15 protein-coding genes are annotated in these 25,733 nt (G+C 49.7%); 13 read left to right on the forward strand and 2 right to left on the reverse strand.

The features are described 5' to 3' along the window. Positions 1-18: 18 nt before the first annotated feature. From LDL70_RS02345 to LDL70_RS02385, 9 genes are all read left to right on the forward strand, one after another. Positions 19-726 carry a creatininase family protein gene (locus tag LDL70_RS02345; protein WP_225686649.1) on the forward strand — a complete coding sequence of 236 codons (708 nt, stop codon included), beginning with the start codon at positions 19-21 and terminating at the stop codon, positions 724-726. A 107-nt stretch (positions 727-833) separates the two neighbouring features. Further along, positions 834-1,808, forward strand: a complete 975-nt coding sequence (locus LDL70_RS02350; protein WP_225686651.1) for an ABC transporter permease — start codon at positions 834-836, stop codon at positions 1,806-1,808. After that, positions 1,808-2,689 (forward strand): ABC transporter permease, encoded by an 882-nt coding sequence (locus tag LDL70_RS02355; RefSeq protein WP_225686652.1) that lies wholly within the window; start codon positions 1,808-1,810, stop codon positions 2,687-2,689. The genes LDL70_RS02350 and LDL70_RS02355 overlap by 1 nt, the downstream gene beginning before the upstream one ends. Next, complete coding sequence (locus LDL70_RS02360) at positions 2,686-4,365, forward strand: ABC transporter ATP-binding protein (RefSeq protein WP_225686654.1); 1,680 nt, start codon at positions 2,686-2,688, stop codon at positions 4,363-4,365. Before LDL70_RS02355 ends, LDL70_RS02360 begins: the two co-directional genes overlap by 4 nt. Positions 4,366-4,437: 72 nt before the next feature. Further along, positions 4,438-4,740: a hypothetical protein gene (locus LDL70_RS02365; protein WP_225686663.1), complete on the forward strand. Its 303-nt coding sequence runs from the start codon at positions 4,438-4,440 to the stop codon at positions 4,738-4,740. A gap of 197 nt (positions 4,741-4,937) precedes the next feature. Beyond that, positions 4,938-6,044: an agmatine/peptidylarginine deiminase gene (locus LDL70_RS02370; protein ID WP_225686665.1), complete on the forward strand. Its 1,107-nt coding sequence runs from the start codon at positions 4,938-4,940 to the stop codon at positions 6,042-6,044. Between the two features lie 2 nt (positions 6,045-6,046). After that, on the forward strand, positions 6,047-6,505 hold the full coding sequence (locus LDL70_RS02375) for a hypothetical protein (protein WP_225686667.1): 459 nt from the start codon (positions 6,047-6,049) through the stop codon (positions 6,503-6,505). A 421-nt stretch (positions 6,506-6,926) separates the two neighbouring features. Beyond that, positions 6,927-15,068 (forward strand): SdrD B-like domain-containing protein, encoded by an 8,142-nt coding sequence (locus LDL70_RS02380; RefSeq protein ID WP_225686674.1) that lies wholly within the window; start codon positions 6,927-6,929, stop codon positions 15,066-15,068. Continuing rightward, positions 15,065-18,826, forward strand: a complete 3,762-nt coding sequence (locus tag LDL70_RS02385; protein ID WP_225686676.1) for a TonB-dependent receptor — start codon at positions 15,065-15,067, stop codon at positions 18,824-18,826. Before LDL70_RS02380 ends, LDL70_RS02385 begins: the two co-directional genes overlap by 4 nt. 151 nt (positions 18,827-18,977) lie before the next feature. Here the strand turns inward: LDL70_RS02385 and LDL70_RS02390 are convergent, their stop codons facing one another. Together LDL70_RS02390 and LDL70_RS02395 are read right to left on the reverse strand one after the other, a co-directional pair. Next, positions 18,978-19,904: an alpha/beta hydrolase gene (locus tag LDL70_RS02390; protein WP_221720325.1), complete on the reverse strand. Its 927-nt coding sequence runs from the start codon at positions 19,902-19,904 to the stop codon at positions 18,978-18,980. 49 nt (positions 19,905-19,953) lie between these two features. After that, positions 19,954-20,589, reverse strand: a complete 636-nt coding sequence (locus tag LDL70_RS02395; RefSeq protein ID WP_225686678.1) for an NAD(P)H-binding protein — start codon at positions 20,587-20,589, stop codon at positions 19,954-19,956. A gap of 111 nt (positions 20,590-20,700) precedes the next feature. Here LDL70_RS02395 and LDL70_RS02400 point away from each other — a divergent pair, with 111 nt between their 5' ends. From LDL70_RS02400 to LDL70_RS02415, 4 genes are all read left to right on the forward strand, one after another. Continuing rightward, positions 20,701-21,615, forward strand: coding sequence for a LysR family transcriptional regulator (locus tag LDL70_RS02400; RefSeq protein WP_028233662.1), 915 nt, complete (start codon positions 20,701-20,703; stop codon positions 21,613-21,615). A 324-nt stretch (positions 21,616-21,939) separates the two neighbouring features. Beyond that, complete coding sequence (locus tag LDL70_RS02405; RefSeq protein ID WP_225686680.1) at positions 21,940-22,854, forward strand: DUF3313 domain-containing protein; 915 nt, start codon at positions 21,940-21,942, stop codon at positions 22,852-22,854. Between the two features lie 439 nt (positions 22,855-23,293). After that, complete coding sequence (locus LDL70_RS02410; RefSeq protein WP_225686682.1) at positions 23,294-23,965, forward strand: response regulator transcription factor; 672 nt, start codon at positions 23,294-23,296, stop codon at positions 23,963-23,965. Between the two features lie 5 nt (positions 23,966-23,970). Further along, the gene (locus LDL70_RS02415; RefSeq protein WP_225686684.1) at positions 23,971-25,329 is read left to right on the forward strand and encodes a HAMP domain-containing sensor histidine kinase; all 1,359 of its coding nucleotides are present in this window, start codon (positions 23,971-23,973) and stop codon (positions 25,327-25,329) included. Positions 25,330-25,733: the final 404 nt, after the last annotated feature.

The raw sequence follows: 25,733 nt of genomic DNA on the forward strand, positions 1-25,733 counted from the left end.
AAATGAGAGGAATTTCACATGCATATTAACGCCATGCACTGGGCACAGGTTGAAGAGCGCGTCAAACAGGACGATCGCTGCATCCTGCCGATCGGCAGCGTTGAGCAACATGCCCGCATCAGCCTTGGCACTGATATGATCCTGGCGGAAAAAGTATCGCTTGATGCCGCAGAGCCGCTGGATGTACCGGTATTTCCCGTGCTCCCTTATGGTCTTGCATCCAGTTTCGCCGATTTTCCGGGCACAGTATCCCTGAGCCTGCGCACCTATATCGGTGTGATTGAAGATATTCTCGACAGCATCTACCACGCCGGTTTCCGCCGTATTCTGATCGTCAACGGACATGGCGGCAATGCGCCTGCCGGTACTGTTGTGTCTGAGTGGCTGAACCGCAACCGCGATGCCAGCGTCAAAATGCACGATTGGTGGCGCGCACCACAAACCATGGGCAAAGTGCTGGAAATCGACAGCCGCGCTTCGCACGCCTCATGGATGGAAAACTTTCCGTGGACACGTCTTGCAGGCGTTCAGCAACCGGAACATGCGGTAGAGCGCATTGATTTCGGTGCCATGGCACGCGTTGACGCCGGTCGCAAACGTGCGCTGCTGGAGAGCTGCGAAGGCAATTATCACGGTCTTTTTGAACGTCCTGATGCTGACATGCTGGCGATCTGGGATGTTGCTGTGCGTGAAACCCGCTTTGAACTGGAAAACGGCTGGCACTGATAATCATAAATTTCCGGACAGGAGAAATCCTGTCCGGCGTTAGAAATAGTTAAGCGGATACGGCGGGAGGAAACTGTCTGTTATCCGCTTTTGGGGGAGCATAGCTGATGATTGCATTTATTGTCAGACGCTTATGGCAGGCAGCATTGGTGATGCTTGTCATGTCGCTATTGGTGTTTATGGGGGTCTTTGTCATCGGCAATCCTGTCGATGTGCTGATCTCACCAGATGCGACACAGGAAATCCGTGACAGGGTGATCGCCCAATACGGGCTGGACCTGCCGGTATGGCAGCAATATCTGCAATTCATGAGCAATCTGCTTCATGGCGATTTGGGGCGCTCCTTCGTCTATAATATGCCTGTCTCCGAGCTGATCGCATCACGCCTGCCTGCGACTGCCGAACTGGCGCTGACTGCTGTGTTCATGGCCAGTCTCATCGGTATTCCGCTTGGTATTTATGCCGGTTACAAGCCGGACAGCTGGGCGTCGAAAATCATTATGGCGCTGTCTATTCTCGGCTTTTCCGTTCCGACTTTCTGGATCGGGCTGATGCTGATTATGGTCTTTGCCGTGCAGCTTGGTATTATGCCTGCGGGCGGACGCGGGGCCACGGTTTCCGTGCTGGGCGTTCCTGTCAGCTTCCTCACGCTTGACGGTCTTCATCATCTGGCACTGCCCGCCATTAATCTCTCACTATTCAAATTATCGCTGATGATCCGTCTGGCAGCGTCCGGCACGCGTGAAATCATGCTGACTGACACGATTAAATTTGCCCGTGCCGCCGGTATTAACGAGCGCACAATTCTGCATCGCCATGTGCTGCGCCTGATCTCTATTCCGCTTGTGACCGTCTTTGGTCTGGAACTTGGCTCCACCGTTGCTTTTGCCGTTGTTACCGAAACAATTTATTCATGGCCGGGTCTTGGCAAGCTGATCATTGACAGTATCACCTCACTCGACCGACCGGTAATGGTTGCCTATCTGATGCTGGTTTCCCTGCTTTTCATCACGATTAATCTGATTGTGGATCTGTCCTATGCCGTGCTTGATCCGCGCATGCGTCAGGGAGGTGGCAAATAATGACATTGCTCAACAGCAGATCATTACAATTCTGGTCGGAGTTTAAACGCCATCCGGTACCGGTCATTGCCGCCCTCGTGGTACTGATCATTATCTTGCTGGCCGTCTTCGCACCGCTGATTGCACCGCAGGATCCGTATGATCTTTCCAGCCTTGTGCTGCGGGACGGACGCCGTGCACCCGGCTATATCGGTCAGGGCGGTTACACCCATATTCTGGGAACCGACGGGCAGGGGCGCGATCTCTTCTCCGCTATTCTTTACGGCTTGCGCATTTCACTGGAAATGGGCCTGCTCGCCGGTGCGATTGCCTTTGCCATTGGCGCATTGGTCGGTTCAACAGCAGCCTATGTCGGCGGTCGTTTTGAAGCTTTCATCATGCGCGTCATCGATCTGCAGCTCTCCTTTCCGGCGATTTTGCTCGCCTTTGTGGTGGCTGCGCTTCTCGGGCAGGGCAAAAGCCAGCTGATTATCGCTCTGGTCTTTTCACAATATGCCTATTTTGTGCGTACGGCTCATGGTGCAGCCTCTGCTGAACGCCATAAAGACTATGTCGAGGCGGCACTGTCTGTGCCGATGAGCGGCTGGTTCATTGTGACCCGTCATATCCTGCCCAATGCTATGCCACCACTCATTGTTGTGGCAACAGTACAGGTTGCCTCGGCAATTTCTTTGGAAGCAACCCTGTCATTCCTTGGTGTTGGTCTGCCGCCGACAGAACCGTCGCTTGGTATGCTCATTTCCAACGGCTTCCAATATTTGCTGTCCGGCCGCTACTGGATTTCGATTTATCCGGGCATTGCACTGATCATTCTTATTATGGCGATCAATCTCGTTGGCGATCAGATCCGCGACCAGCTTAATCCGAGGTTGAACAAATGACAGCTCATCTTCTTGAAGTCATTGATCTGCATACGCATTTCGAAACCCGTGCCGCTACGGTCAAATCTGTCGATGGTGTTTCTTTCTATCTCGACCGCGGGGAAATTCTGGGACTAGTGGGTGAATCCGGTTCCGGTAAATCCATCACCGGTTTTTCTCTGATCGGGCTGATCGACAAACCGGGACGCATTACGCAAGGCTCCGTCAAACTGGAAGGCCGTGAGCTTGTCGGTTTGAGCGAAAGCGAGTTGCGCAAATTACGCGGCCGTGAAATCTCGATGGTCTTTCAGGATCCGATGATGACACTCAATCCGGTGCTGACCGTTCTCAATCAGATGACACTGGCACTGCGCGCGCATGAAACCATCTCGGACAGTGATGCGCGTAAACGTTGTGTGGAAGCGCTTCGCCGAGTACGCATTGTCGATCCGGAACATAAGGTTGATTTCTATCCGCATCAATTTTCCGGTGGTATGCGCCAGCGCGTGGCAATCGCCATTGCACTACTGCACAATCCGAAAGTGGTGATTGCGGATGAGCCGACTACAGCACTTGACGTATCCGTACAGGCGGAAATTCTAACCGAGGTGAAAGCACTGGTCGCCGAGCTTGGCATTTCGATGATCTGGATCAGCCATGATCTGGCAACAGTTGCCTCAATTTCAAAACGTATTGCCGTGATGAAATCGGGCAAAATTGTCGAAACCGGCCCCGCTTCTGAAGTGCTGAAAGCACCAAGCCATCCTTATACACAAGGTCTGCTGGATGCTCTGCCATCCCGCTCCAAACCGGGGCAAATGCTGGGCAAGCTGACAGATGAAGAAGAAACATCGTTTCAAATCGCGACATCGGTAACGGAAGTCAAACCGGATTTTGTGACCGTTCGCAATGCGGTCAAACGCTTCGAATGGAAAAGTGATTTTTGGGGCAGACTTGGTCAGAAAATCGGCCTGCTCAAATCACGCAAACCGGTTGTCGCCGTCAATCATGTCAATCTGACCATTACCCGAGGGGAGGCGCTGGGACTGGTCGGAGAATCCGGATCCGGTAAATCAACGCTCGGCCGCATGGTCTGCGGGATTTATCAGCCAACTGAGGGGGAAATTCGGCTATCCGGCCAGCCTGTCATGTCTGACCATGTACACGGACGCAAACTGACGACTAAAATCCAGATGATCTTTCAGGATCCGTTTGCGTCGCTTGATCCGCGCCGCACCATCGGCCAGTCCATTGCTGAAGGCCCCATTGCTCATGGTCTGACCACTAAAAGTGAAGCCCGTGCCTATGTAGCACAGTGGCTGAAAGCAGTGAGCCTTGATCCGGCTTTTGCAGACCGTTATCCGCATCAGTTTTCCGGCGGTCAGCGGCAGCGTATTGCCATTGCCCGTGCTTTGGCGATGAAACCGGAAGTGATTGTCTGCGATGAGCCGGTGGCTTCACTTGATGTGTCCATTCAGGCGCAAATTCTCAATTTGCTCCTGCGATTGCGCAAAGAGCTGAACCTGACATTGCTGTTCATCAGCCATGACTTGTCCGTTGTGCGTCACCTCTGTGACCGCATTATCGTTATGCATCACGGCAAGATTGTTGAAGAAGGCATGGCTGAGACAATTTTCGAAGCCCCGCAACAGCCTTATACAAAGATGCTGCTCGATGCCATTCCGAAGCTGGCCTAGACGCGTGATACCTGCGAGTATATTCAACGCGGTTATACAGCCGCGTTGAATATCTGGAATAAGGGGATGCTATTGAGAAATACGGTGTTTTTCAGTCTTCTGGCATTCTTTATACTTGTCACAGCCTTTTTAAATTTGTTGCTCAATCCTGCACCCCCGCAATATCCGTCAATCGGCGGTGGCGGATATGACCTGTCCGGATTTGTTTACACGCTGTGCCTGCTGCTTTTTACTTGTCTCTGGTCAGTTATTCTGCTGATTGCCAGCCAATGCGTAAAAAAGCCGGTTACAGCACGCCGGCTTGTTATTCTGGCTATGATCGGTGCTTTGACATTCATTGCCTCGTTACTGTTTTATCACGACAATCTGACGTAAAAATATGATGTGCTTTTAACTGTCACCGCGTCATCTCTCGCCAATAATGCGGCATTGAACCGGATACAGTGTCAAAAAATATCCCTGCAATATGCGTGAATGTGTTCAACATCCGTTGACAGCGCTTAAGGGTGCTCTACTTTATGTAAATATATTCTAAAATATCGATTTTCCTTTTTTATTTTCATGGTGATAAGATGATGACACGCCGTCAAACTTTACTGGGTGCTGCCGCCGCTGCCGTTGGTCTGTCGATGCAAGCGCGTCGGGGGCAGGCGGAAGGTACATCAGCGCGTGCTGCGGGATTTTGGTATCCGGAAGAAACAGAACCGCATGAGCGCACTTTCATGCAGTGGCCGGTTAATCCTGTTGTCTATGATGATCCTGATTTTCTTGATGATATTCAGAAAACGATTGCGAAAATCGCCAATACGATCGCAGAGTTTGAGCCGGTTGTGATGCTGGCTGCAGCGAAACATCACGGTGCTGTTCGCAAGCTGGTATCGCAGAAAGTAGAGCTATGGGACATTCCGACTGACGATTTATGGTGTCGCGATTCCGGCCCTTCATTTGTCGTCGATGGAAAAGGCGGACTGGCCGTCACACAGTTTAATTTTAATGGTTGGGGGAACAAGCAGACCCACAGCGCAGACGGTAAGATCGCTGCACAGATAGCCGAACGATTAGGCTTGCAGGTTTTTGATGCAGGTCTGGTCGGGGAAGCGGGCGGCGTTGAAACCGATGGCCACGGCACGCTGATCGCTCACGAAAGCAGCTTCGTCAATGCCAATCGCAATCGGGGCAGTAAAGCTGAAATTGAGAAGATGCTGCTGGATACGATGGGTGCGCGCAAGATGATCTGGGCACCCGGAATTATTGGCGCAGATATTACCGATTATCATATTGATGCGCTTGCCCGTTTCGTTAAGCCGGGACAATTGCTGATCCAGATGGGTGATGAAATTGACGCCGAAGACCCATGGTCGGTTGCCTCCTTCGAGACGCATGACATTCTGGCCGCAGCGACTGATGCCGAAGGGCGTAAACTGGACATGGTTATTTTGCCGGAGCCATACGATATTCGTTCGAAGAGCCGCGATTTTGTGTCTTCTTATGTGAATTATTATGTTTGTAACGGCGGGGTGATTGCTGCTGAGTTCGGAGACCGTGAGGCCGACGAACAGGCTGCTGCTATACTTGGCAAATTATATCCCGGCCGCGAGATTGTTACATTAAATATCGATCCGGTAGGGGAGGTTGGCGGTGGTATCCACTGTGCAACTCATGAACAACCCAAGGTCTGAATATGTGGAACTGGTTACGGCGCAATACTGAACCCTTGGCCGCTTTGGGCGGAATTGCTACGGCCTTTGCCGCGCTTTCAGCACTGATTATTATTCCGTATCAGGTCGGTCAGGCCGATCTGATACAGCGGGATCAGACCGCGCGCGAAATATATCGAGAATTTCTGAACCTGACGGTGCAAAAGCCAGAACTGGCGCATGCTGATTATTGTTCGATCAACAAGAAAACAGAACTCACCGCTTACGGGGCATATGTCGAATATCTGCTTTATACGGCTGAGCAGATGGTCGAAACGTCACCGGACTGGCGCGCACCAATGGCCGGATATTTGAGTGATCACATGGAATATTTATGTGATCCCGAGGGGCTGGGTGCCCGTGACGGGGTGGCTGATCTGCTGGCGCAGACGGGACTTGTCTGCAAGCCTGAGAATACCTGCTCGCAAAACAGCAGCCCTTAAGACTATATGCGGGGAGGGCGGTTTACGCCCTGATAGCATTGGCGGGGTTGAGCAGGGTGGTTTCAATCAGCAGTGTACTGTTCGTTATCTTTTGCGCCAACCATTCGTTTGTCGCGGATGATCGCGTTCTTTGCGAGATCGATCTCCCATGCAACAGAACTTCCATTTAGGTTCGTTTTTGTGCTTAAGAGTCACGCCATGGAAAAATTATTCAAAAATATCAATTAATTATTGGTTAACTATTTCGAATCATGTAGTGCCCCTCATCAAGGTGGGGGCCTAATCGAATATGTTTTAATTACCCGCGAACTTTCAGTTCGCGGGTAATTGATTCTGCGCGCTTGTGTTTTTGTTAAACACGGGTGAGCAGCGCTTTCTTTTATGTCCCGACCGATGTGTAAGCATAGGTTTTAGGGACGAAATGAAACGGTTATTTACAGTGTTTATCATGGCGGTTTTTGCCATGTTCAACTCTCTGTCTGGCGTTTATGCGCAAAGCGTAACAGGCTGGACACTCAATATTAATGCTGACAAACAAAGTCCGCTGGCGGCCGGTACTGAGATTGAGTTTGCGGCGACTGTAAATAACAGTGATAATTTCCCGACCACGCCGACGAGCGTTGCATTTACGATCCCAGCATCGGTTAAGTTTTACGGCCTTGATGTTGATAAGGACGTTTTCAGCGGTTGCGCCCCAATGCCTGCCATTGGCGTAGAGCTGACTAACGATGCGATAATTACCTGTGAAGTGCGTATACTTCAGCCGCAGGAAAGCGTAACCGCTAAAATCCGTTTGAGCCCTCAGAAAGAGGGTGTTGTCGTTTTTAATGGTAAAATTGCCAAGAACGGCGCTGAGCAGAACCGCAGCATTACTGTTAACAAAGGCGCTGACTTAGCCCTGACATTGAATGCTCCTGCTGAAGTTAAGGGCGGTGGCAAAGTTAACTTTACCGCGACTGTTAAAAATGAAGGCCCGTATCCGTCAAAGGGTTCAACACTTACCTTCCCTGTCCCTGCAGGTGTTGTGATGGACCAGCCGATGGAAAATGGCTGCACATTGTCGGGCAATATTGTCACTTGTGAAATCAAACAGGAAATTGAACCAGGCCAGTCTCTGGATTTTGGCTTTTCCGGACAGGTAACAGTCGGAAACAGCTCTAACATTCTGATTGCGGCTGAGGTGATTGCAAACTCACCACTCGATCCGGACGTTGAAAATAATAAAGCACTTGCAAATATGAAGGTTCTTGCCGGTACGGATGTGAGTCTGAGCAAGGTGCGCTCCCCGCAAGGTCTTCTCCTAACCGGTTCTCCGGTTGAATTTACTTTGACGCCACAGGTTGCCGGTGATGAGCCTTCACAAGCGGTTATCAAAGATGTTTTGCCGGAAAATTATGAATTTGTTGGTTTTGGAGATCTGGCCGGCACCGGTTGGGCTTGTGCTTTAACCGGCAGAGAAGTGGTGTGTGAATATACCAAATCCGCTGGCAGCAACTATAAAGCACCGATCAAAATTAATACTACAGCTGTTAAGGCAACCCATGACGGTAAGGGAGCCGGTGCGCCTGTTACCAATAAAGCGACAATAACATCTAAAAATGAAGACCCTGATTATATTGGTAACAATACCACTGATGACGGCGGCGCGAGCATTGTTGATCCGGCGATTGATTTAAAGGCGCACAAATCCGGCCCTGAGCATGGTTTGCTCATCGTTGGTCAAGAATATGAATATGTTCTCAGAAGCAGCAATATTGGAAATGCCGCTTTCGCTGGCGAACTGACGATAACAGATCATCTGCCTGAGGGCATGATGATGGTATCGGCAGATACGCCTGATGGTTGGTCTTGTACTCCGGCTTCTGTCCCGGGTGAGGCCGATGTTGTTTGTAAAACAAACCAGTACACAAAAGATAATCCGCTTGGCGTTGGTGCCTATACCGCCCCGATCAGGCTGAAGGTCAAAATGACCAAAAGCGGCACATTTAACAACGGTATGACCGTTTCGCTGCCGGATAATATTACAGACGTCGATTTAACAAATAATAAAGTTCATGTTGGCGGTAATGCGGGTTCCGAAGACGACAAAACTCTGGCTGATCTGGAAGTCAAAAAGTCCGTCATCGGCAAATCGGCTGTAAAAGCCGGTGAAAAAATCGAGTTTGCTATCGAAATCATCAATCATGGTGACGCAGTGGCAACCTCGGTTGTCATGGATGATCGTATTGAGAATATTGTTGCAGGCGCACTGGGCGATAAGGCGGTTGTTACCCTTGATGTGCAGAAGGGCAGTGCAAGCGGCATGGTGTGTACGGCACCGCCGAGCGGTGCCTATCATGTCAATCTGAAATGCGACATTGCAACCTTGCCGGTTTGTGTGTCGGGCAAAGATTGCCCTATTGTTAAAATTAGTGCTTTTGCGGGTAAAGAAGGCACGCAGCGCAATACGGCGCATGTTTTCTCCACCAAAGTTCCGGATGCAAATCAGAACAATAATTCTTCCTTTGTTGATTACACTGTTGCACCGGTAACGGATGTTACTGTTCTGAAATCCAGCCCGTCACAGGCACTTGGTGCAGCCGCAGGTCAGGGGCTGGTTTATACCATTGCTGCCCGTGTCAATGATAATGGTCTGAGTGGTGCGGACAATGTTGTTATTGAAGATAAGTTGCCAGTCGGTGTTCGTTTCGTTGGTATTACCGAAAATGGCGCAATCTGTTCGACAAGCCTCAAGGAAGGTGAGGTCGTCACTTCCGCCAATAACACCATCACCTGTACATGGGCGCGTCTCGAAAACGGCACCCAGAAAGAAGTGGCTATTGAAGTTAAGCCTTCGACCGGTCAGGTTGGAGATGAGCTTGTCAATAATGCAACGGTCAGCACCACGACTGAAGAAACAGACAAGACCAACAATGCTGCCAGCGTTAAGGTGAAAATCCTTGCACCTGCGCTTGATCTTTTGGTGACCAAAACCGATACGGTTGATGGCAAGCAACATGATCCGGTCGAAAAAGGCACCAATACAACTTATCTGATTGTAGCCAAAAATGATGGCCCGTCGGATGCGTATAATGTCAATATTGTTGATACATTTCCGGCGTCCGGTTTTTCCTATGATAAAGTAGAGGGTCAGTCGGCAGGCCTTACCTGTTTACCACCAAATGTGAATGCTGGTCAGGCAGGCGGTACGCTTACTTGTTCTATTCCGGTGCTTAAAGCCGGTACTGAAGTGCAGTTCAAAGTCCAAATGAAGTCTTTTGTACGCGGCACTTATCAGAACAAAGTTGTAATAACTTCTGACGAAACAGCGAAAAACTATGACCGTAATCCGGCTAATAATGCGGATGATGAAACAACCACTGTTCGTGTGAAGTCCGATGTCAGCGTTATTAAAACAGCTGATAAAAAAATTGTTGACTTGCGTGAAAGTTTTACTTGGACGCTTACGGTTGAAAGCCTGTCAGGTGACGGCCTTGAGGTTGCTGAAGATGTTATTCTCACAGACACTTTGCCGGAAGGTATGGTGCTGACTGAAGTTCCTGAGATTACCAGCGGTAAAGGTGGTTCGTGTCTCGGTGTTATCGGTACACGTCAGATCAGATGTGAACTCGGTGATATAGAACCGGCGGAAAAAACAGTCATTAAACTTACCACCAAGATTATAGATATGAAGGCAGAGGCAATGACCAATGCCGCTTCTGTCACGACAAAATCTTTTGACAAAAACTCAGCGAATAATACATCTAGCGATAGTGTTAAAACTGTTCTCGGTGGTTCGGTAAGCGGTAAAATCTTCGTCGATTTCAACGAAAAAGCTGATTTCAATACTGGTATGGATACCGGCGTCGACGGTGTGACCGTTACTCTGACTGGTATTGCCAAGCATGATAATGAGAAGCTTACTTTTACAGTAATCACGGATAGCAATGGTAATTATAATTTCACAGGCGTTCCTGCCGGTGAATATCAGGTCAGCTACAGCAATGTGCCGGACAGCAGCAAATACCAGACCGGTGTTTCTGTGTCTGGTACCAATGATTATAATGATAGCAAGACCTCATCAGTGAACAACACAACCCTTGGTTCGGTTGTCATTGAAAAAGATTCCAAGAGTATTGAAAATAACTTCACACTCCACGTCACGCCTTCGGTTGGCCTGAGCAAGGTAGCCAATGCACCTGTTTCAGCGGGTGATGGTACTTATACTGTCACATATACATTCACGGCCAAAAACCTCAGTCAGGAACCGTTGAAAGACATCACGCTGACGGATGTTCTGAATGGTGGCGCACAGAATTTTGGTTCTCCATCAGCGGACGATGTTCCGCAGCCAGGGTTCTACAAAGTTACATCCGTCAGCACGAACAGCGGCACTTTGTCGTCTGCTTTTGATGGGGCAACCAATACGCTGATCGTTGGTAATGCCGTGCTGCAGCCAAATGCAACGCTGATTGCCACTGTAGTCGTGCGGGTTAATCCTGACAAACCATGGAAAGCCAATCCGCTTGTTCTGACCAATCAGGCCGACGTTACAGCAGTCGGTGAATATTCCGATAAAACCGGCATTGCGGACAAGTCAGATAACAGAGCCGGTGGTGAAAACTATCCGAACCGGAATGTGCCGACGACTGTTAATATTGTGCCGGAAGCAGCGATTAAGCTGGAAAAAACCGGTGCGCGCATTGGCGGAACTGGCGAGATTACAGCCGGTGACGTGATTGAGTATACATTCAAAGTTACCAATACCGGTAAAACACCGCTCTTTGATGTGGTTGTAACCGATCCGAAAACTGGTCTGGTCTGGACTGCGAATACAAAGATTGCAGAACTCGCCGTTGGTGCCAGTAATGATACGGCCTTTAAAGCGACCTATGTCGTCAAACAGACAGATATTGATAATGGTACGCTGGAAAATACAGCGAGGACTGAAGGTACTTGGGGTGACTTTAGCGGCACGCCGCAAACGGTTACTTCAACTGACAAATTTGACCTGCCGCTGAGTGAACCTTCTCTAAAATTTGAGAAGAAACTGAAGCAGTCAGACGTTAAGACCCCGTCAGTTGTCGGTGACAAGATCACCTATGAATTCATCGTCGAGAATACCGGTAACACGACATTGAACAATGTAGTGATTACGGATGAATTGGCTGGTGTGGTGGATAGCGGTGTCTTTAACATCGGTACACTTGCACCGAAAGCAACGAAGACTGTTGAGGCTTATTATCTGCTGAAATTGCAGGATATTAATGCCGGAAAAGTCGTCAATAAAGCACTGGCCACCGGCACTTATGGTCCTGATGACAAGAAGATCACCACACCGCCTTCAGAAGTAGAAGTTCCGACTTACCGTGATCCGAAGCTGACGCTTGTAAAGGCATTAAGCTCGGTTGTGCCGGAACCAGCCTATGCCGGTGATATGCTGGAATGGACTGTGACAGCGACCAACGAGGGCAATGTCACTCTCTATAATATCAAAGTCAGCGATCCGCTGGTGGGTGCAGTTATCGCACCGGCATCTCTTGCTTCATTGGCACCGGGTGAAAGTGGTACATTTACGGTTAAAGCACCGATCCAGCAGAACCATCTGAATGATGGTCAGGTGGTCAACACTGCCAAGGCTGATTTTGAAGACCCGACTGGCCCGCAACCGCCGGTGGATTCTAATGAAGTTGTAACGCCGCTTGCACATAAGCCTTCGATCAGCCTTGAGAAGGTGGCTATTCTTGATGGTCTGAGCAATCCGGCAAAGATCGGTGATGAACTTCGCTACAGCTTCACTATCCGCAATACCGGTAACGTCGCGCTTAATAGTCTGGTTCTGACCGATCATCTCGAGGGTGTTGTTATTGATGCTGCTGATCTGACACGTCTGGAAACATTGACTTTGCAGCCGGTCAACGCTGCTAAAGACAATGACGCGGAAGTTCAGACTGTTGTTTACGGTACTTATAAGCTGAAGGTTGCCGATATTAATGCCGGTAAGGTTGAAAACACCGCCGATGTTAAGGGTATTCCTGAGTACGGTGACAAGACACCGGTAACGGATGACAGCAGCACCGATACACCACTGGATCGTGATCCTTCCATCAAGCTGGTCAAAACACTTGAAGCCTCTTCATTGCCGAAGCCTGCTAAGGCTGGTGACGTTATCAAGTTCAACTTTGCCGTTCACAATACCGGCAATGTGACTCTGGAAAAGATCCGCATTGTTGATCTGGTTACCGATGTGCAGGTCGTCAATCAGTCCGGCTGGACTGGTCCGTTGGAGCCGGGTGAAGTTAACACGGATGCGTTCACTGCAACCTATGCATTGAAACAGTCTGATATTGATGCAGGTGTTTTTGCCAACACGGCACAGGTATTCGGCTCAAGTGTAAACGGTATGCCGGATGACGTAACCGATATTTCCGGTACTGATCTGACGAATGACGATAAAACCGTTGTGGAGTTGGAAACCTCGGCATCGGTGACGATTGTCAAATCGGAAACCCATGCTTTTTCTTCACCGACACAGGTGGGTGAAGTCATCACCTATTCCTTCCTCGTCACCAATACAGGCAATCTGACACTGACCAATGTCATTGTGGAAGATCCGCTTGTTGGTCTCGTGCCGGATATGCCTTTCACCATTGCGACATTGTTGCCGGGGGATGCGAATGCGGTCACGCTGACAGCAACTTATAAAGTCACACAAGCCGATATTGAAAAAGGTGAAGTCGTCAATCAGGCCACTGTTACCGGTGACTATGTTGACCCTGCCGATAAGACCAAAAAACCGGTAACACCGGATGTTTCAGAGGAAATTAAAGTTCCGCTGGAGCAGAAGCCGGGTATTGCTGTTGTCAAGGAAGCGAACTCCAAGCTGACCGAACCGGCAGAAGCCGGACAGGAAATTGAATATACATTCACTGTCCATAATACCGGTAATATGGTGCTGAATAATGTGGTTCTGAATGATCCATTGGCAGGTATCACACCAAACAGCTTTACCATTGGCACAATGCAGCCGGGTGAGCAGCAGGTATTCACAGCCACTTACGCCATTACTGAAGCGGATATTGATGCCGAAAAGGTTGTTAATCAGGCAACAGTGAAGGGTACCTATGGCGATCCGACTACCCCGAAAGACATTGAAGATCCTTCAGGCCCGACAGTGGATACAGATGAGCCGACTATTGTGCCGGTTATGCCTCCGCTGCCTGAATTGACGATTAAGAAAAGCGGTTATTGGAATGATGCTAACGGTAATGGCTATCCTGAAGTTGGCGAAACCATTGAATATAGTTTCGAGGTAAAGAATGTCGGTAATGCGCTGCTCAACAATGTGACTGTGCAGGATGAAGGTCCGCTTTTTGCTGGTCAGCGCGGCACCAATAAGCTGTCTGCCATTACACCTACATCAGTGACATTGAAGCCAAACGATCACCAGACTTTTACGGCCACTTATGTGCTGTCACAGGCGGATATTGATGCAGCGGCCGGTATTCCGGATATGGTGACCAATACCGCTTTTGCCAAAGGTGAGCAGCGTAACGGTAAGCCATATGAATCCGAGGAAGATCCGGCAAAAGTCAATCTGCCTGCCACAGAACCGTCTTTGGTAACAATTACCAAACAGGCATTGTTACATCAGGTTCGTCGTGGTGATCGCGTACCTTACATCATTAAGGTCGAGAACACTTCGTCGAGCAATGTAGGTTTGCTGAATATCATCGATACTATGCCTTCCGGTTTCCGCTATGTTGAAGGAACGGCTACTGTAAATGGTGAAAAAACTGAGCCGGAGATCAGTGGTCGTCGTCTCAGCTTTGATAGACAGCCGATGGGCGCAAACAGCACGATCGAGATCCGTCTTGAACTGCTGGTTCTGAGCTCGGCAGGTCCCGGCAAGCATATCAATATTGCCACCGTAACGGACAAGGACGGCAAGCCGGTTGCACCTGATGCACAGGCGATTGTCGAGATCATGTCTGAACCTGTTTTCGACTGTGGTGAAATCATCGGCACTGTCTTTGATGACAAGAACCGCAATGGTTATCAGGACGAAGGCGAAAAAGGTCTGGCCGGTGTGCGTGTTGCAACCGTTAAAGGCTGGCTGATCACAACGGACGAATATGGTCGTTTCCATGTGCCTTGTGCGGCGATGCCGGATCAGCGCATCGGTTCCAATTTCATCATGAAGCTTGATAACCGCACGCTGCCAACAGGCTACCGTCTGACGACTGAAAACCCGCGTGTTGTCCGTCTGACTGCCGGTAAAATGACCAAGCTGAACTTTGGTGCATCGATCAGCCGTGTTGTTCGTCTTGACCTTCAGGATGCAGCTTTTGAAGCAAACCGCGTCGAGCTGAAAAAGCAGTGGGCTGACAACCTGCCGCAACTCGTGGAAATCCTGAAACAGGAAATCTCGGTTCTGCGTCTGAGCTACAAAATGGCAGGCAATGAGCAGTCGCTGGCCAAACAACGTATGAAACATGTTCGCAAGCAGATCGCTGATCTGTGGAAGCGCAAAGGAGATAACTACCCGCTTGAAATCGAGACACGCGTGGAGGTGAGCAAATGAGCCGCTCAGTGAAAACCGCCACGCAATTTAAGGTTATGAAAATGTCTCAGTTCAAACTCGGTTCTTTCTCCCGCCTCGCTCTTCTGGCCAGTTCCACGCTGATGGCAGGCCATTTCTCAACCGTTTCAGTCTTGGCGCAAACCAAGACTGAAACCACTGAAGGCTCAGATTTGCGCGGTAAAATGTCGGATGACAGCTCGCTGCGTCATCTGACAATCGGCGAAAATACCGAAAAAGGTATTGCTGCCGATGCGGGCAATATTCCATTTATGATCAGTGTGGATGGTGACACGGTTGAAACCAGTGCCTCCAAACCAACAGCGCAAGCACCACGTCAGATTGATCGTGAGCGTAAAACCGATGTGGATTTAAGCAGCGTTGACATTCAGATCAAATTTGATGGTCTGGATGCATCGCCGATCCTCAATGTTTCCACCATGCCGGTGCGTCGCAGCTACAGCGCCAATGAAACTGTAGAGTTTCTGGCAACCACCAACTATCCGGCTTTTATTGAGCGTTCGGAAATCCGTATTTTCGCAATCGGTGAAGGTAAATCGGTGGATAAACCGGTAGCCGTTGTACCGGTGAAAACCAATGCCAAAGCGCAATGGGTGATGCCGGCACAAGCCGATGAGCGTGAATATACCTATGTACTGCGCGTTTATGATGAAAAAGGCCGGTTTGATGAAACCGAAGCGCTGACTTTGCGCCGTAGCGAAAAGAAAGACATTCTGGGCGATCGTGCGGAAGCTGTTGCACCGGGTATGGGCGAAGACAGAACTGCACTCCGCAATATTCGTGTGCAGGGCGGTGCGGTAACAGTTCATGGCACCAATGTACCGGATGGCTATAAGGTCAAAGCTTTTGGCGAAACCATTCCGGTTGACGGCCAGCAGAAATTTGTGGTGCAGCGCATTTTGCGTCCCGGCGATCACGATATTGATGTCGGCATTAATGACGGGTTGAAGGGCGACGGTCTGGCCTTTAACCGCGATATTAATATTCCGGATAATGACTGGTTCTATGTCGGTTTGGCCGACATTACGCTTCGCAAGCGCAACGGCGACAGCGGTATTGAAGCTGTGCGTCCGGGTGAATATGACAGCACCACGACTAATGGCCGTCTGGCATTTTATCTTAAAGGTAAAATCAAAGGCGAGTATCTGCTGACGGCTGCTGCTGACACAACCGATGACGAACTCGATAAGATGTTCCGTAATTTCGGCAAGCAGAACCCGCGTCATCTGCTGCGCAAGCTCGATCCGGATGATTATTATCCGGTCTATGGTGACGACTCCACTTTTCTGGAAGATGCACCGACCAATGGTAAATTCTATGTCCGTTTAGAGCATGGTGACAGCCGTGCAGTATGGGGTAATTTCAAAACCCGCATCACCGGCACAGAGTTCATGCGCTCTGACCGAGCGCTTTATGGTGCGCAGGGCATTTACCGTTCGGAAGAAACAACAAGCTTTGGCGAGCGTAAAACCGAAATTGATTTATATGCTGCCCAACCGGATACATTGCCGCAATATGAGGAATATCTGGCAACCGGTGGTTCGGCTTATTTCATGCGCCGCCAGAATATTGTTGAAGGTTCTGAAACCATTACGGTTGAGTTCCGCGATTCAGTAACCGGTCGTGTTATTGAACGCCGCACACTCAGAGCCGGAGAAGATTACCGCTTTGATTATATGCAGGGCGTGCTGATCCTCAACCGTCCGCTTTCATCCTCTGCCGGTACATCTGATCCGGTGCGTGACGGTGCATTGGGCGGCAACAAAACCTATGTGCTGGCACAATATGAGTTTGAACCGGTTGCCGGTGATCTCGACGGCTACAGCCTTGGTGGCCGTGGCCAGCAATGGCTGAATGAAAATGTGCGTGTGGGGGTGACCGGCTATCAGGAAACCACGGGCACTGCTGATCAGAAGGCCGGAGGCGTTGATATTCGTGTGCGCCATTCCGACACCACTTTCATCGAGGGAGAAGTGGCCGGTTCTGACGGGCAGGGCTTTGGCTTTACCCGCTCCACTGATGGTGGTCTGACCAATAGCAACACCCTTGCGACAGGTAATAAAGGTCGCACTGCTCTGGCATTGCGCCTGAAAGGTCAGATTGATCTGGCCGACATTCAGGAAGACGGCGTGCAGGGCAAAATCGGCGGCTATTATGAAGAAAAAGAAGCCGGTTTCTCCAGTCTTTTCGACAATACCAGTGTCGATAAACGCCTCTGGGGTGCTCATGCCGATCTGGATGTGACGGACAAAACCCGTCTGAAACTCATCTATGATGATTTCTGGGATGCGGACGGTCAGATCAAGCGTGAAGGCAAGACCTCCGTCAGCCATGAGATTGACGAATATTGGAAAGTGTCATTTGGTGTGACTTACACCGAACTGATGTCACCGACAGCGATCCGCTCAGGCAAAACCGGCTATGACGGTTCCCGCGTAGATACAGGTATGCGTATTGATTACCGTCAGGACGACGATCACCTTTATTATGTCTTCGGGCAGGTAACAGCCGGTCGCTCCGGTGATATCAAACGTAATGATCGTATCGGTGTTGGTACAGAACTGAAACTGACCGATACAATCGGCACGCAGGCAGAGATCTCCTATGGCACCAATGGTCTCGGCGGTCTGGCCGCTCTGACCTATGATCCGAATGCCGACGACCATTACTATGTCGGTTACCGTCTTGATCCGGACAGAGCCTTTGATCTCAATCGCAGCTATGATCTGATCGGCCGTGATAAGGGTGCCATTGTCGGCGGTGTGAAGCGCCGTATGAATGATGTGCTTTCGGCCTATTCGGAAGGCAATTATGACTTGTTTGGTGTACGCAGCGCGCTGACACACACTTATGGTGTGGTCTATACGCCGGATAATGTCTGGACATTTGACGGTGGTTTTGAAGGCGGGCGTGTCCGCGACAACACCACAAATTCCTCTGGCGTTGAATATTCTGACTTTGACCGTTATGCGCCGTCGCTGGCCATCGGTTATAAGGACGAGGAGCGCGGCATTACCGGTCGTTTGCGTGGTGAAGTGCGTGTCGAGCGCTCAGACGATCATACCCGTGACCAGAACACCTATCTGTTGGCTGGTGCCTATTCATGGAAAACCAATCCGGACTGGCGTGCACTGGTCAGTGTGGATGCGGTTCTCTCGGATACGAAATCGGATGTCACTTCGTTCCAGAACACGGATTATGTCGAAGCCTCATTCGGTTATGCCTATCGTCCGGTGGAAAATGACCGCCTGAACGCGCTGTTCAAATATAGCTGGCTCTATGACATGCCGGGCAATGGTCAGCTGGGCAGCGGTGTTTCCAACTATCGCTATGCGCCTGCACAGCGCAGCCATATTCTGTCGGCAGACTTTACTTATGATCTGGTGCCGTGGCTTTCAGTCGGTGCCAAATATGGTTTCCGTATTGGTGACGTGAAATACCGTCCGGCAGAAAATGATCATAAATTTGACAAGGATTGGCAGCGTTCATCCGCCCATTTGGGTGTTATCCGTGCCGATCTGCATGTTGTTAAAAAGTGGGATCTGCTGCTTGAAGGTCGTGTGATGCATATGCCGGAAGCCAAAACTACCGATTTTGGTGCGCTGGCAGCGGTTTATCGTCATGTGGGCGAGAATTTCAAAGTTGGTGCCGGTTATAATTTCGGCCGCTTTTCGGATGATCTGCGTGACCTGAGCCTTGATGACCGTGGCATGTTTGTGAATTTTATCGGCAAGTTCTGAGCCGGATCACTATACGGATAATAACAATACGGGCAGCGAAAGCTGCCCGTATTGTTTCTGCGGCATTTTGCAAAATTCCAAGGATTTATATTGCTGAGCACGGATTGTAACATTCATCAGGATTGTGACGTTAGAAGCCGCCTGAGCGTGCTTAGAGATTTTCCTTGTAGAACGGAACGAGCTTGGCGAGTGCCAGTCTGACCGGTTCTTCCTTGTCATACAGGTCGTAATGCGACCAGCCTTCGAGAACCACAAGCTCCTTTTGTTTGGAGGCTGCGCGCTCAATAATCTCGCAGCCGTCGCGATAGGCGCCGAATGCGCCGACCTTATCGCCGACCACGATGCAAAGCGGCTGTGTCAGGAGTACTTCCGCCAGATGAAAGGCATCCCAGCCCACTGCTGCTGCCTGATGCGACAGGAGCGAGCGGTTCAGACCGTTGGGCTTTTGACCACGTGGTGTGCGGTAATAATCAGTTGCCTCCAGCGGATCGCGATCAGTGATGCCGGCAGCGCGGGCTTCCTCAACAGAACTGGCAAGCAGATTGTCAACGTGGAGCTCTGCGCCGCGCGCTTCAGCTGTACGCTGTCTGGCCATTGCTTCCAGCGCGGCGATCGGATTGAGGGCAGTGAAATTACCGCGCATCAGACGGCCATAATTCGCGCCGGTAACGGTGCCAACCGCCTTGATGCGGCGTTCAGTCATTGCAGCATTGATTGAATAGCCGCCGCCACCACAAATGCCGAGTACCCCAATGCGTTCTTCATCGACATAAGGAAGCGTCACCAGATAATCGGTAACATGGCGGAAATCTTCGACACGCAGTGTCGGGTCTTCGATAAAGCGCGGTTCGCCACCGCTGGCACCCTGAAAGCTTGCATCAAAGGCGATGACAACAAAGCCTTCTTTGGCCAGCGCTGCACCATAGACATTGCCCGAGGTTTGTTCTTTGCAGCTTCCGATCGGATGTGCGCTGATGATGGCCGGATATTTCTTCGTTTTGTCGAAATGCGGCGGGAAGTGGATATCGGCAGCGATATCCCAATACATATCGTGATTGCGGATTTTCACGGTTTCCATGATGTGATCTCCTTAATTCCGGAGGCGAGTGACATTCTCACTGGCCGGTTTACATGAAGGCAGGTTTGTCGCCATCGGTATTTGGTTTGTTAATGCCGATATTGCGGTTGCCAAGTGCACCGGTCGTTTCGGCTAGTTTTACGACCACGGCTGCCACGCTTTTGCGTGAGATCTCCGTGCCTTTAAAAGGCTCGTGGCGCTCAGTTGTTTCGTAGGTGACTTCGTCTGCATCAGTCAGCCAGGCAGGGCGCAGAACAACATAATCCAGACCTGATGCCTCCACGAGATCGGCAGCCTTGCGATATGGTGGTAAATATTCACCGATTTCCCGGTTGTTCCACGCACCGAATTTGCCGGGGACTTCGTCATAAATGCCAAGCGTTGTGCAGAAAATCAGCTTCCGCGAACCGGTATCTTTCATGTCGGTGATAATGGCGGTGGCCTGCGCATCGACATCTCCGGCAAGGTTCGCATAAACCACATCCTGACCGCTCACGGTATCTCTCAGCTTGGCAGTGTCGTGAACATCGCCCTCAATCACACGGGCATTGTCAGGAATATCCCGACCAAGCTTCCTCACATCGCGAAGAAACAGCGTCATCTCTGTGTCGCCGCGTTCTGCCAGCATATCAATCACATGCTGTGCGATCTGACCGCTTGCGCCAAGGATTGCAATTTTCTTCATTATTCTGCTCCGTATATTCATTTCATGAATTTAACATAATCCACTCGACCTAACGGAAAAATGGGGGCATCCTTCAATCAGTTTGAAGCTGTAATTCATAATGAGCATATAATGGACCGTAATCTTCTGCCTGCTCTTGCTGCCTTTGCGGAGGTTGCCCGCGAAGGGAACTATACCCGTGCGGCCGGGCGTATCGGTATTTCGCCATCGGCTTTGTCGCAAACGATCAGAATGTTAGAGCAGCAGCTCGGCGTTCGTCTGCTTAACCGGTCGACACGTTCGGTATCGCTGACAGATGACGGCCGGAAATTACTTTCCCAGATCGAGCCGGGTCTTGCAATGATATCACATGCGGTCGTCGCTGTCGGTGAGGCACGCGAAAAGCCAAGCGGTGAAATCCGGCTGAACGCACCGCGGGTTGTCACGCATCATTTTATTGAGCCGTATCTCGGAGAGTTCGCCCGCCGGTATCCTGAGGTTCGCGTTGAGTTATTTGTCGATGACGGGTTAGGTGACATTATTCGGGAAGGCTGTGACGCGGGTATTCGCCTGCGTGAAAGTGTGACAGACACGATGATTGCAGTGCCGGTCACTCCGCAGGTTTCTCTTGCCGTGGTTGGTTCACCTGCTTATTTTGCAGCTAATCCTCCGCCGAGAGTGTTCAGGGATCTGACACAGCACAATTGCCTCGGTTTTCGTCTGTCGGGTAGCGGAGCTGTATTCCGCTGGGAATTGACCGATCCGCTTACAGGGGAGGAAAGGCTGTTTCAGCCTGCCGGAACATTCGCCACGAATAATGATGATGTCATGCTGAATGCTGCGCTTCAGGGAATAGGTCTGGTGATGCATCTGGACTTTGCAGTCAGCCAGCATCTTGCATCCGGCGCTTTGGTGCGCGTGATGGAAGATTGGTGTCCGCCCTTTGATGGTTTCAACCTCTATGTTCCCTCACGGGATCAGATGCCTGCAAAACTGCGCGTTTTCGTTGATTTTTTGGTTGAGAAGCGGCGGCAACTGGAGCGATAGAGCAATATGATTGAGCGCATTGCGCAGATTTGTAAGCAAATTGAGGATAAACTGTTTATTATTCGGGAATTTTCAAATTGCTATTAATAATATTCCGGTCAGAATTATTAAATATACTGTAAGAATAATTAGCATAAGAGCTATGTACATTGTGCACCTGTTCAATTTTTTTGAAAAAGAACATCGGAACATTACCGTAATATTACGATATTTGTAATGAAATCACTCAAAGAAAATTCATTGTTATAATTTGCGTAATGTTGCCGCAAGGTACAAAGGTCAGGTTGCTCCCCGAATTGCTGTTTAAAAGCGGGGTTACCGGTCGTGCGGAGCAACAAAATAAATTTCGGAAAAACAATAACTTGGGCGTTACAAAAAAATACATCAAACTTGATAAAATATTTTCCGATTATCGTCCTGTTAAGTGGTTGTGCGAGTGTTCCCTTAAAAGAGGGGGGGACTCTTACTTCCTATAGTAATTTAAGTGAGCCGAAAGGAAAGTTTGCCAAGAAAAAACTTTACTTGAATTTTGGCGTGTTAAAAAAAGTAAGAACCGTAAGTATATTTCCGACGTCCTTTATAAATACTGCTGAACGGCGCGTTGATAAAGTACAGGACAGAACCCTGCTGGCAAATGCGATCGATCGCGCTGTTTGCTACACTCTGAGTGAAAAATATAAAATTGTTCCTACCGGTGAGCCGGCTGATCTCACAATCCGTACCGTTATTACTGATGTTGTGCCTACAAAGTCTGGTATTGCGGGCGCTGCAAAGGCGATTTCTATCGGTACAGCCATTGCCTTACCTGTAGGGGTTCCGCGATTGCCGTTCGGGCTGGGCGGACTGGCTGTTGAGGCGGAGGCTACGGATCCGCAAGGGGCTCAGGTTGCGGCAATCGTCTGGTCGAAGGGGGCAAACTCATTCACCAGTGAGGCGCGTGTGTCGCAGGTGGGGGATGCCTATGATTTGGCTGCGGCTTTTGGTTCTGAATTCTCCAGACTGATTATCGAGGGTAAAGAGCCGGGTAATTTTGACCTTCGTTTGCCGTCCGGATATGAAATTCGCACAAAACTGGGCGGAAGACCGGGATCGGTTCTTTGCGAAAATTTCGGTCGTCAACCAGGTGTTTTGGGGGCGATCGGCGCTTCATTGGGAGCGCCTCCGTCATGGACAGATAAAGGTTCTAAATCTCTTTCTGCGCCAAAACAAAACAGCTTGTCTGCGCAAACAACTCCCTGACCGGCATGACTATTTATAGCTTGGCACCTGCCACGTAACGTTGCCGTAATGTTCAGGCGGGATTGGTCACATGCTGACATATATAAACTTATTGAGGATATTATGCGTAATTATTTTGCGATAGGTCTCCTGATGGCGCTGATGGGCTGCGAGACAACAGACTATAGAGGCCGTTGTAACGAATACGGATTTCTTCCCGGAACAGATGCCTATGCGCAATGTGTGCAGCGCCTGGATATGTCCGACAAAGACCATTTGAGAAGGGCATATCCACCTCCGGCATATGGTGTTTCCCGCGGGGATCTTCTCTAGTTCCGGTTGTCCGTTTTTACTGACACGTTTTTTAATGTGGTCAGCTAAGCGGCCCTGAAAACATGCTAAAAACTTTGGTGTTCGCAATGTGCAATCAATTTGACTCTGATCATATCAATGGCGGCTCATGCATATTCTGATAGTAGAAGATGATCGTGAATTGGCGGCCTCGCTGAAGGCTATGATGGAGGCATCCATTGGTGTTGCGGACATATTTGACACCGTTGCAGATGCAGAGTCTGCTTTGCTTGCTTTCAAATTTGATCTGGCAATTATCGACCGTCATCTTCTGGATGGTGACGGTCTGTCTCTGCTGCCCACTTTACGGCAGCTTCGACCGCGACCAGCTACCCTGATATTAACAGCATTAGATGATCCGGCTGATATTGTTGCGGCTCTGGATAAAGGAGCGGATGAATATATCAGTAAACCATTTGAACCGATGGAGCTTATTGCCAGAGCGCGGGCTGTGCTTCGCAGATATAATCTGGATGAGACCGGATGCACGCAGTTCGGCAATTTATCATTCGATCTTATCAACCGTTCCGCCATGGTTGAGGGGAGTATTATGAATACTCCAAGACGTGAGCTTGCTATTTTAGAGGCGCTCATCAGACGGGCGGGACGTGTTGTCCAGCGTGATAATCTGGAAGCATCCGTTTACGGCCTTGATGATGAACTGGGCTCTAATGTCATAGATTCCCATGTGTCGAGACTGCGGCGGCGTCTGCGGGAAGCGAAGTGCAACGTAACAATACGCACTATACGCGGTATAGGTTACATGATGGTGCAGGAATGAAATTCATGCGCTCCATCGCTTTTCCGGTTGTCGTTATGCTGGTTATCGGCATGGCGCTGATGATGACAATCAGTACAATATTAACACTCACGTTTTTATTGTTATCTTCGGACACGGAGGGCCGGCAAACTGTACCGCTGGATATTCTGGGAAAACTACTGCAGTCCAGTAAGTCCTATACGCCCTCAGGTCAGTTAAAGCTTAATATTGGCGGCATATCTGCCGATATTATTGGTTCTGCAGAGCAGCAACCGGATTTTTGGTATTTGCTGAGTGACGGAACTCAGACGATAACCCATGGGGTTGTACCCCCGTCTGTTCAAAAAGCACTTAATACAGTTTCTGATCAAATATCTTCATTTCAGTTTCATTACACAACGGGTGAAGTAACCTATCAAGGCCTGCGCCTTGTTGATGACGCCAATCCTCAGGCATTTGTTGTGCTGGGCGGTGTTTCATTTACCGGAGTGCAAACAATTTTCGTTGCATTATGGGGGATAGGTTCTCAGGGCTTGTATCATTTGCTTGGGCTTGTGCTGATTGCTACGGCGACGATTGCGGCGATAGCGGTTAAGCGTGTTATCGCATCACCTGTAAGAAGGGTTGTAAACTCTGCGGAAAAGATTGACGGTCTGCCCAATGGCCGCAGTATTTCAGATCGTGATACTCCCTCGGAATTAAAGCCGATGGTTGCTGCATTTAATACGGCTCTGTCGCGTATTGATGATGCGTTTGAAGCGCAGCGTTTTTTTCTTGCCAGTGCATCGCATGAGTTGCGAACGCCGTTGACCAAGCTGAGAATAAAACTGGAAAAGATAGAAGAGCCGGCAATACGCGAAGTTCTGATACGGGATACGGCGCGTCTGGCTTCAATCGTGACGACTTCTTTGCAACTGGCGCGATTATCCGGCCAGTCATTGGCATTTGCTCCGGTTGATCTCGCGCATGCAGCCCGTCAAATTGTTGCTGAGCATGTTCCGGCTGCTCTCAGGCAGGGCGTGGAGATTGAGTTCAAAGCGCCTGAAGAACGGATAATAATTTCCGGCTCAGAGGCGGCGCTTCGGGTGGCGCTGGATAATTTAATCATGAACGCACTGTGCCATGCGCAAGGAACAGAAATGCTGGTGATCGAAGTGCTTCATCCTTGCATATTGCGCGTTACTGACAGGGGGCCGGGTATTCCCGATGCAGAGCGGAGCAGTATGCTGAAGCCTTTTGTGAGAGGGGCGGGTACTGCGGTTGAAGGGGCGGGGATGGGACTTGCAATTGTGTCCCAGATTATGAGCGCCCATAATGGATCGGTTGCATTATCCGATGCGACTGGCGGGGGATTGGTCGTGAGTTTGACCTTCCCCGCAGGTTAAGCGATTAATATCAAAGTGAATCTATTCTCGATATTATAGCTATGGCGATTGGCCCCCATAGTAAAGATACGGGTATGATCGTTAAAAGCATAAAATTTATTGCGGATCTGATTTTTTTATAAATCATAGATTTAATCCATTTGTTGAGATGGATTTGTCTGTGATTTCGTATGACGGCGTGGAAATCTTGTGATTATTTACAATATTTGCAAGGCAAATTCCGATGAATATTACGAAAATTTCGAATGGTTTTTCATAGAATTTTCTTGATAGTTTTCTTTTCAAAGAACATCTCCATCTCTATGTCACCTGCTTTTAGGTGAAGCATTGAATTGGAGTGATGTTTAGAATTTGACTGTTACGGCAACATTACCTCTTTAAAGCCAGTTCTTGAACTTGAAACA

The sequence above is a fragment of the Pseudochrobactrum sp. XF203 genome (assembly GCF_020341615.1).
GTDB lineage: Bacteria > Pseudomonadota > Alphaproteobacteria > Rhizobiales > Rhizobiaceae > Pseudochrobactrum > Pseudochrobactrum saccharolyticum.

Bases quoted from the DNA above. Each gene is read 5' to 3' on its own strand.
- LDL70_RS02345 (WP_225686649.1), top strand. From the start codon at position 19: ATGCATATTAACGCCATGCACTGGGCACAGGTTGAAGAGCGCGTCAAA.
- LDL70_RS02350 (WP_225686651.1), top strand. From the start codon at position 834: ATGATTGCATTTATTGTCAGACGCTTATGGCAGGCAGCATTGGTGATG.
- LDL70_RS02355 (WP_225686652.1), top strand. From the start codon at position 1,808: ATGACATTGCTCAACAGCAGATCATTACAATTCTGGTCGGAGTTTAAA.
- LDL70_RS02360 (WP_225686654.1), top strand. From the start codon at position 2,686: ATGACAGCTCATCTTCTTGAAGTCATTGATCTGCATACGCATTTCGAA.
- LDL70_RS02370 (WP_225686665.1), top strand. From the start codon at position 4,938: ATGATGACACGCCGTCAAACTTTACTGGGTGCTGCCGCCGCTGCCGTT.
- LDL70_RS02375 (WP_225686667.1), top strand. From the start codon at position 6,047: ATGTGGAACTGGTTACGGCGCAATACTGAACCCTTGGCCGCTTTGGGC.
- LDL70_RS02380 (WP_225686674.1), top strand. From the start codon at position 6,927: ATGAAACGGTTATTTACAGTGTTTATCATGGCGGTTTTTGCCATGTTC.
- LDL70_RS02385 (WP_225686676.1), top strand. From the start codon at position 15,065: ATGAGCCGCTCAGTGAAAACCGCCACGCAATTTAAGGTTATGAAAATG.
- LDL70_RS02390 (WP_221720325.1), bottom strand. From the start codon at position 19,904: ATGGAAACCGTGAAAATCCGCAATCACGATATGTATTGGGATATCGCT.
- LDL70_RS02395 (WP_225686678.1), bottom strand. From the start codon at position 20,589: ATGAAGAAAATTGCAATCCTTGGCGCAAGCGGTCAGATCGCACAGCAT.
- LDL70_RS02400 (WP_028233662.1), top strand. From the start codon at position 20,701: ATGGACCGTAATCTTCTGCCTGCTCTTGCTGCCTTTGCGGAGGTTGCC.
- LDL70_RS02410 (WP_225686682.1), top strand. From the start codon at position 23,294: ATGCATATTCTGATAGTAGAAGATGATCGTGAATTGGCGGCCTCGCTG.
- LDL70_RS02415 (WP_225686684.1), top strand. From the start codon at position 23,971: ATGCGCTCCATCGCTTTTCCGGTTGTCGTTATGCTGGTTATCGGCATG.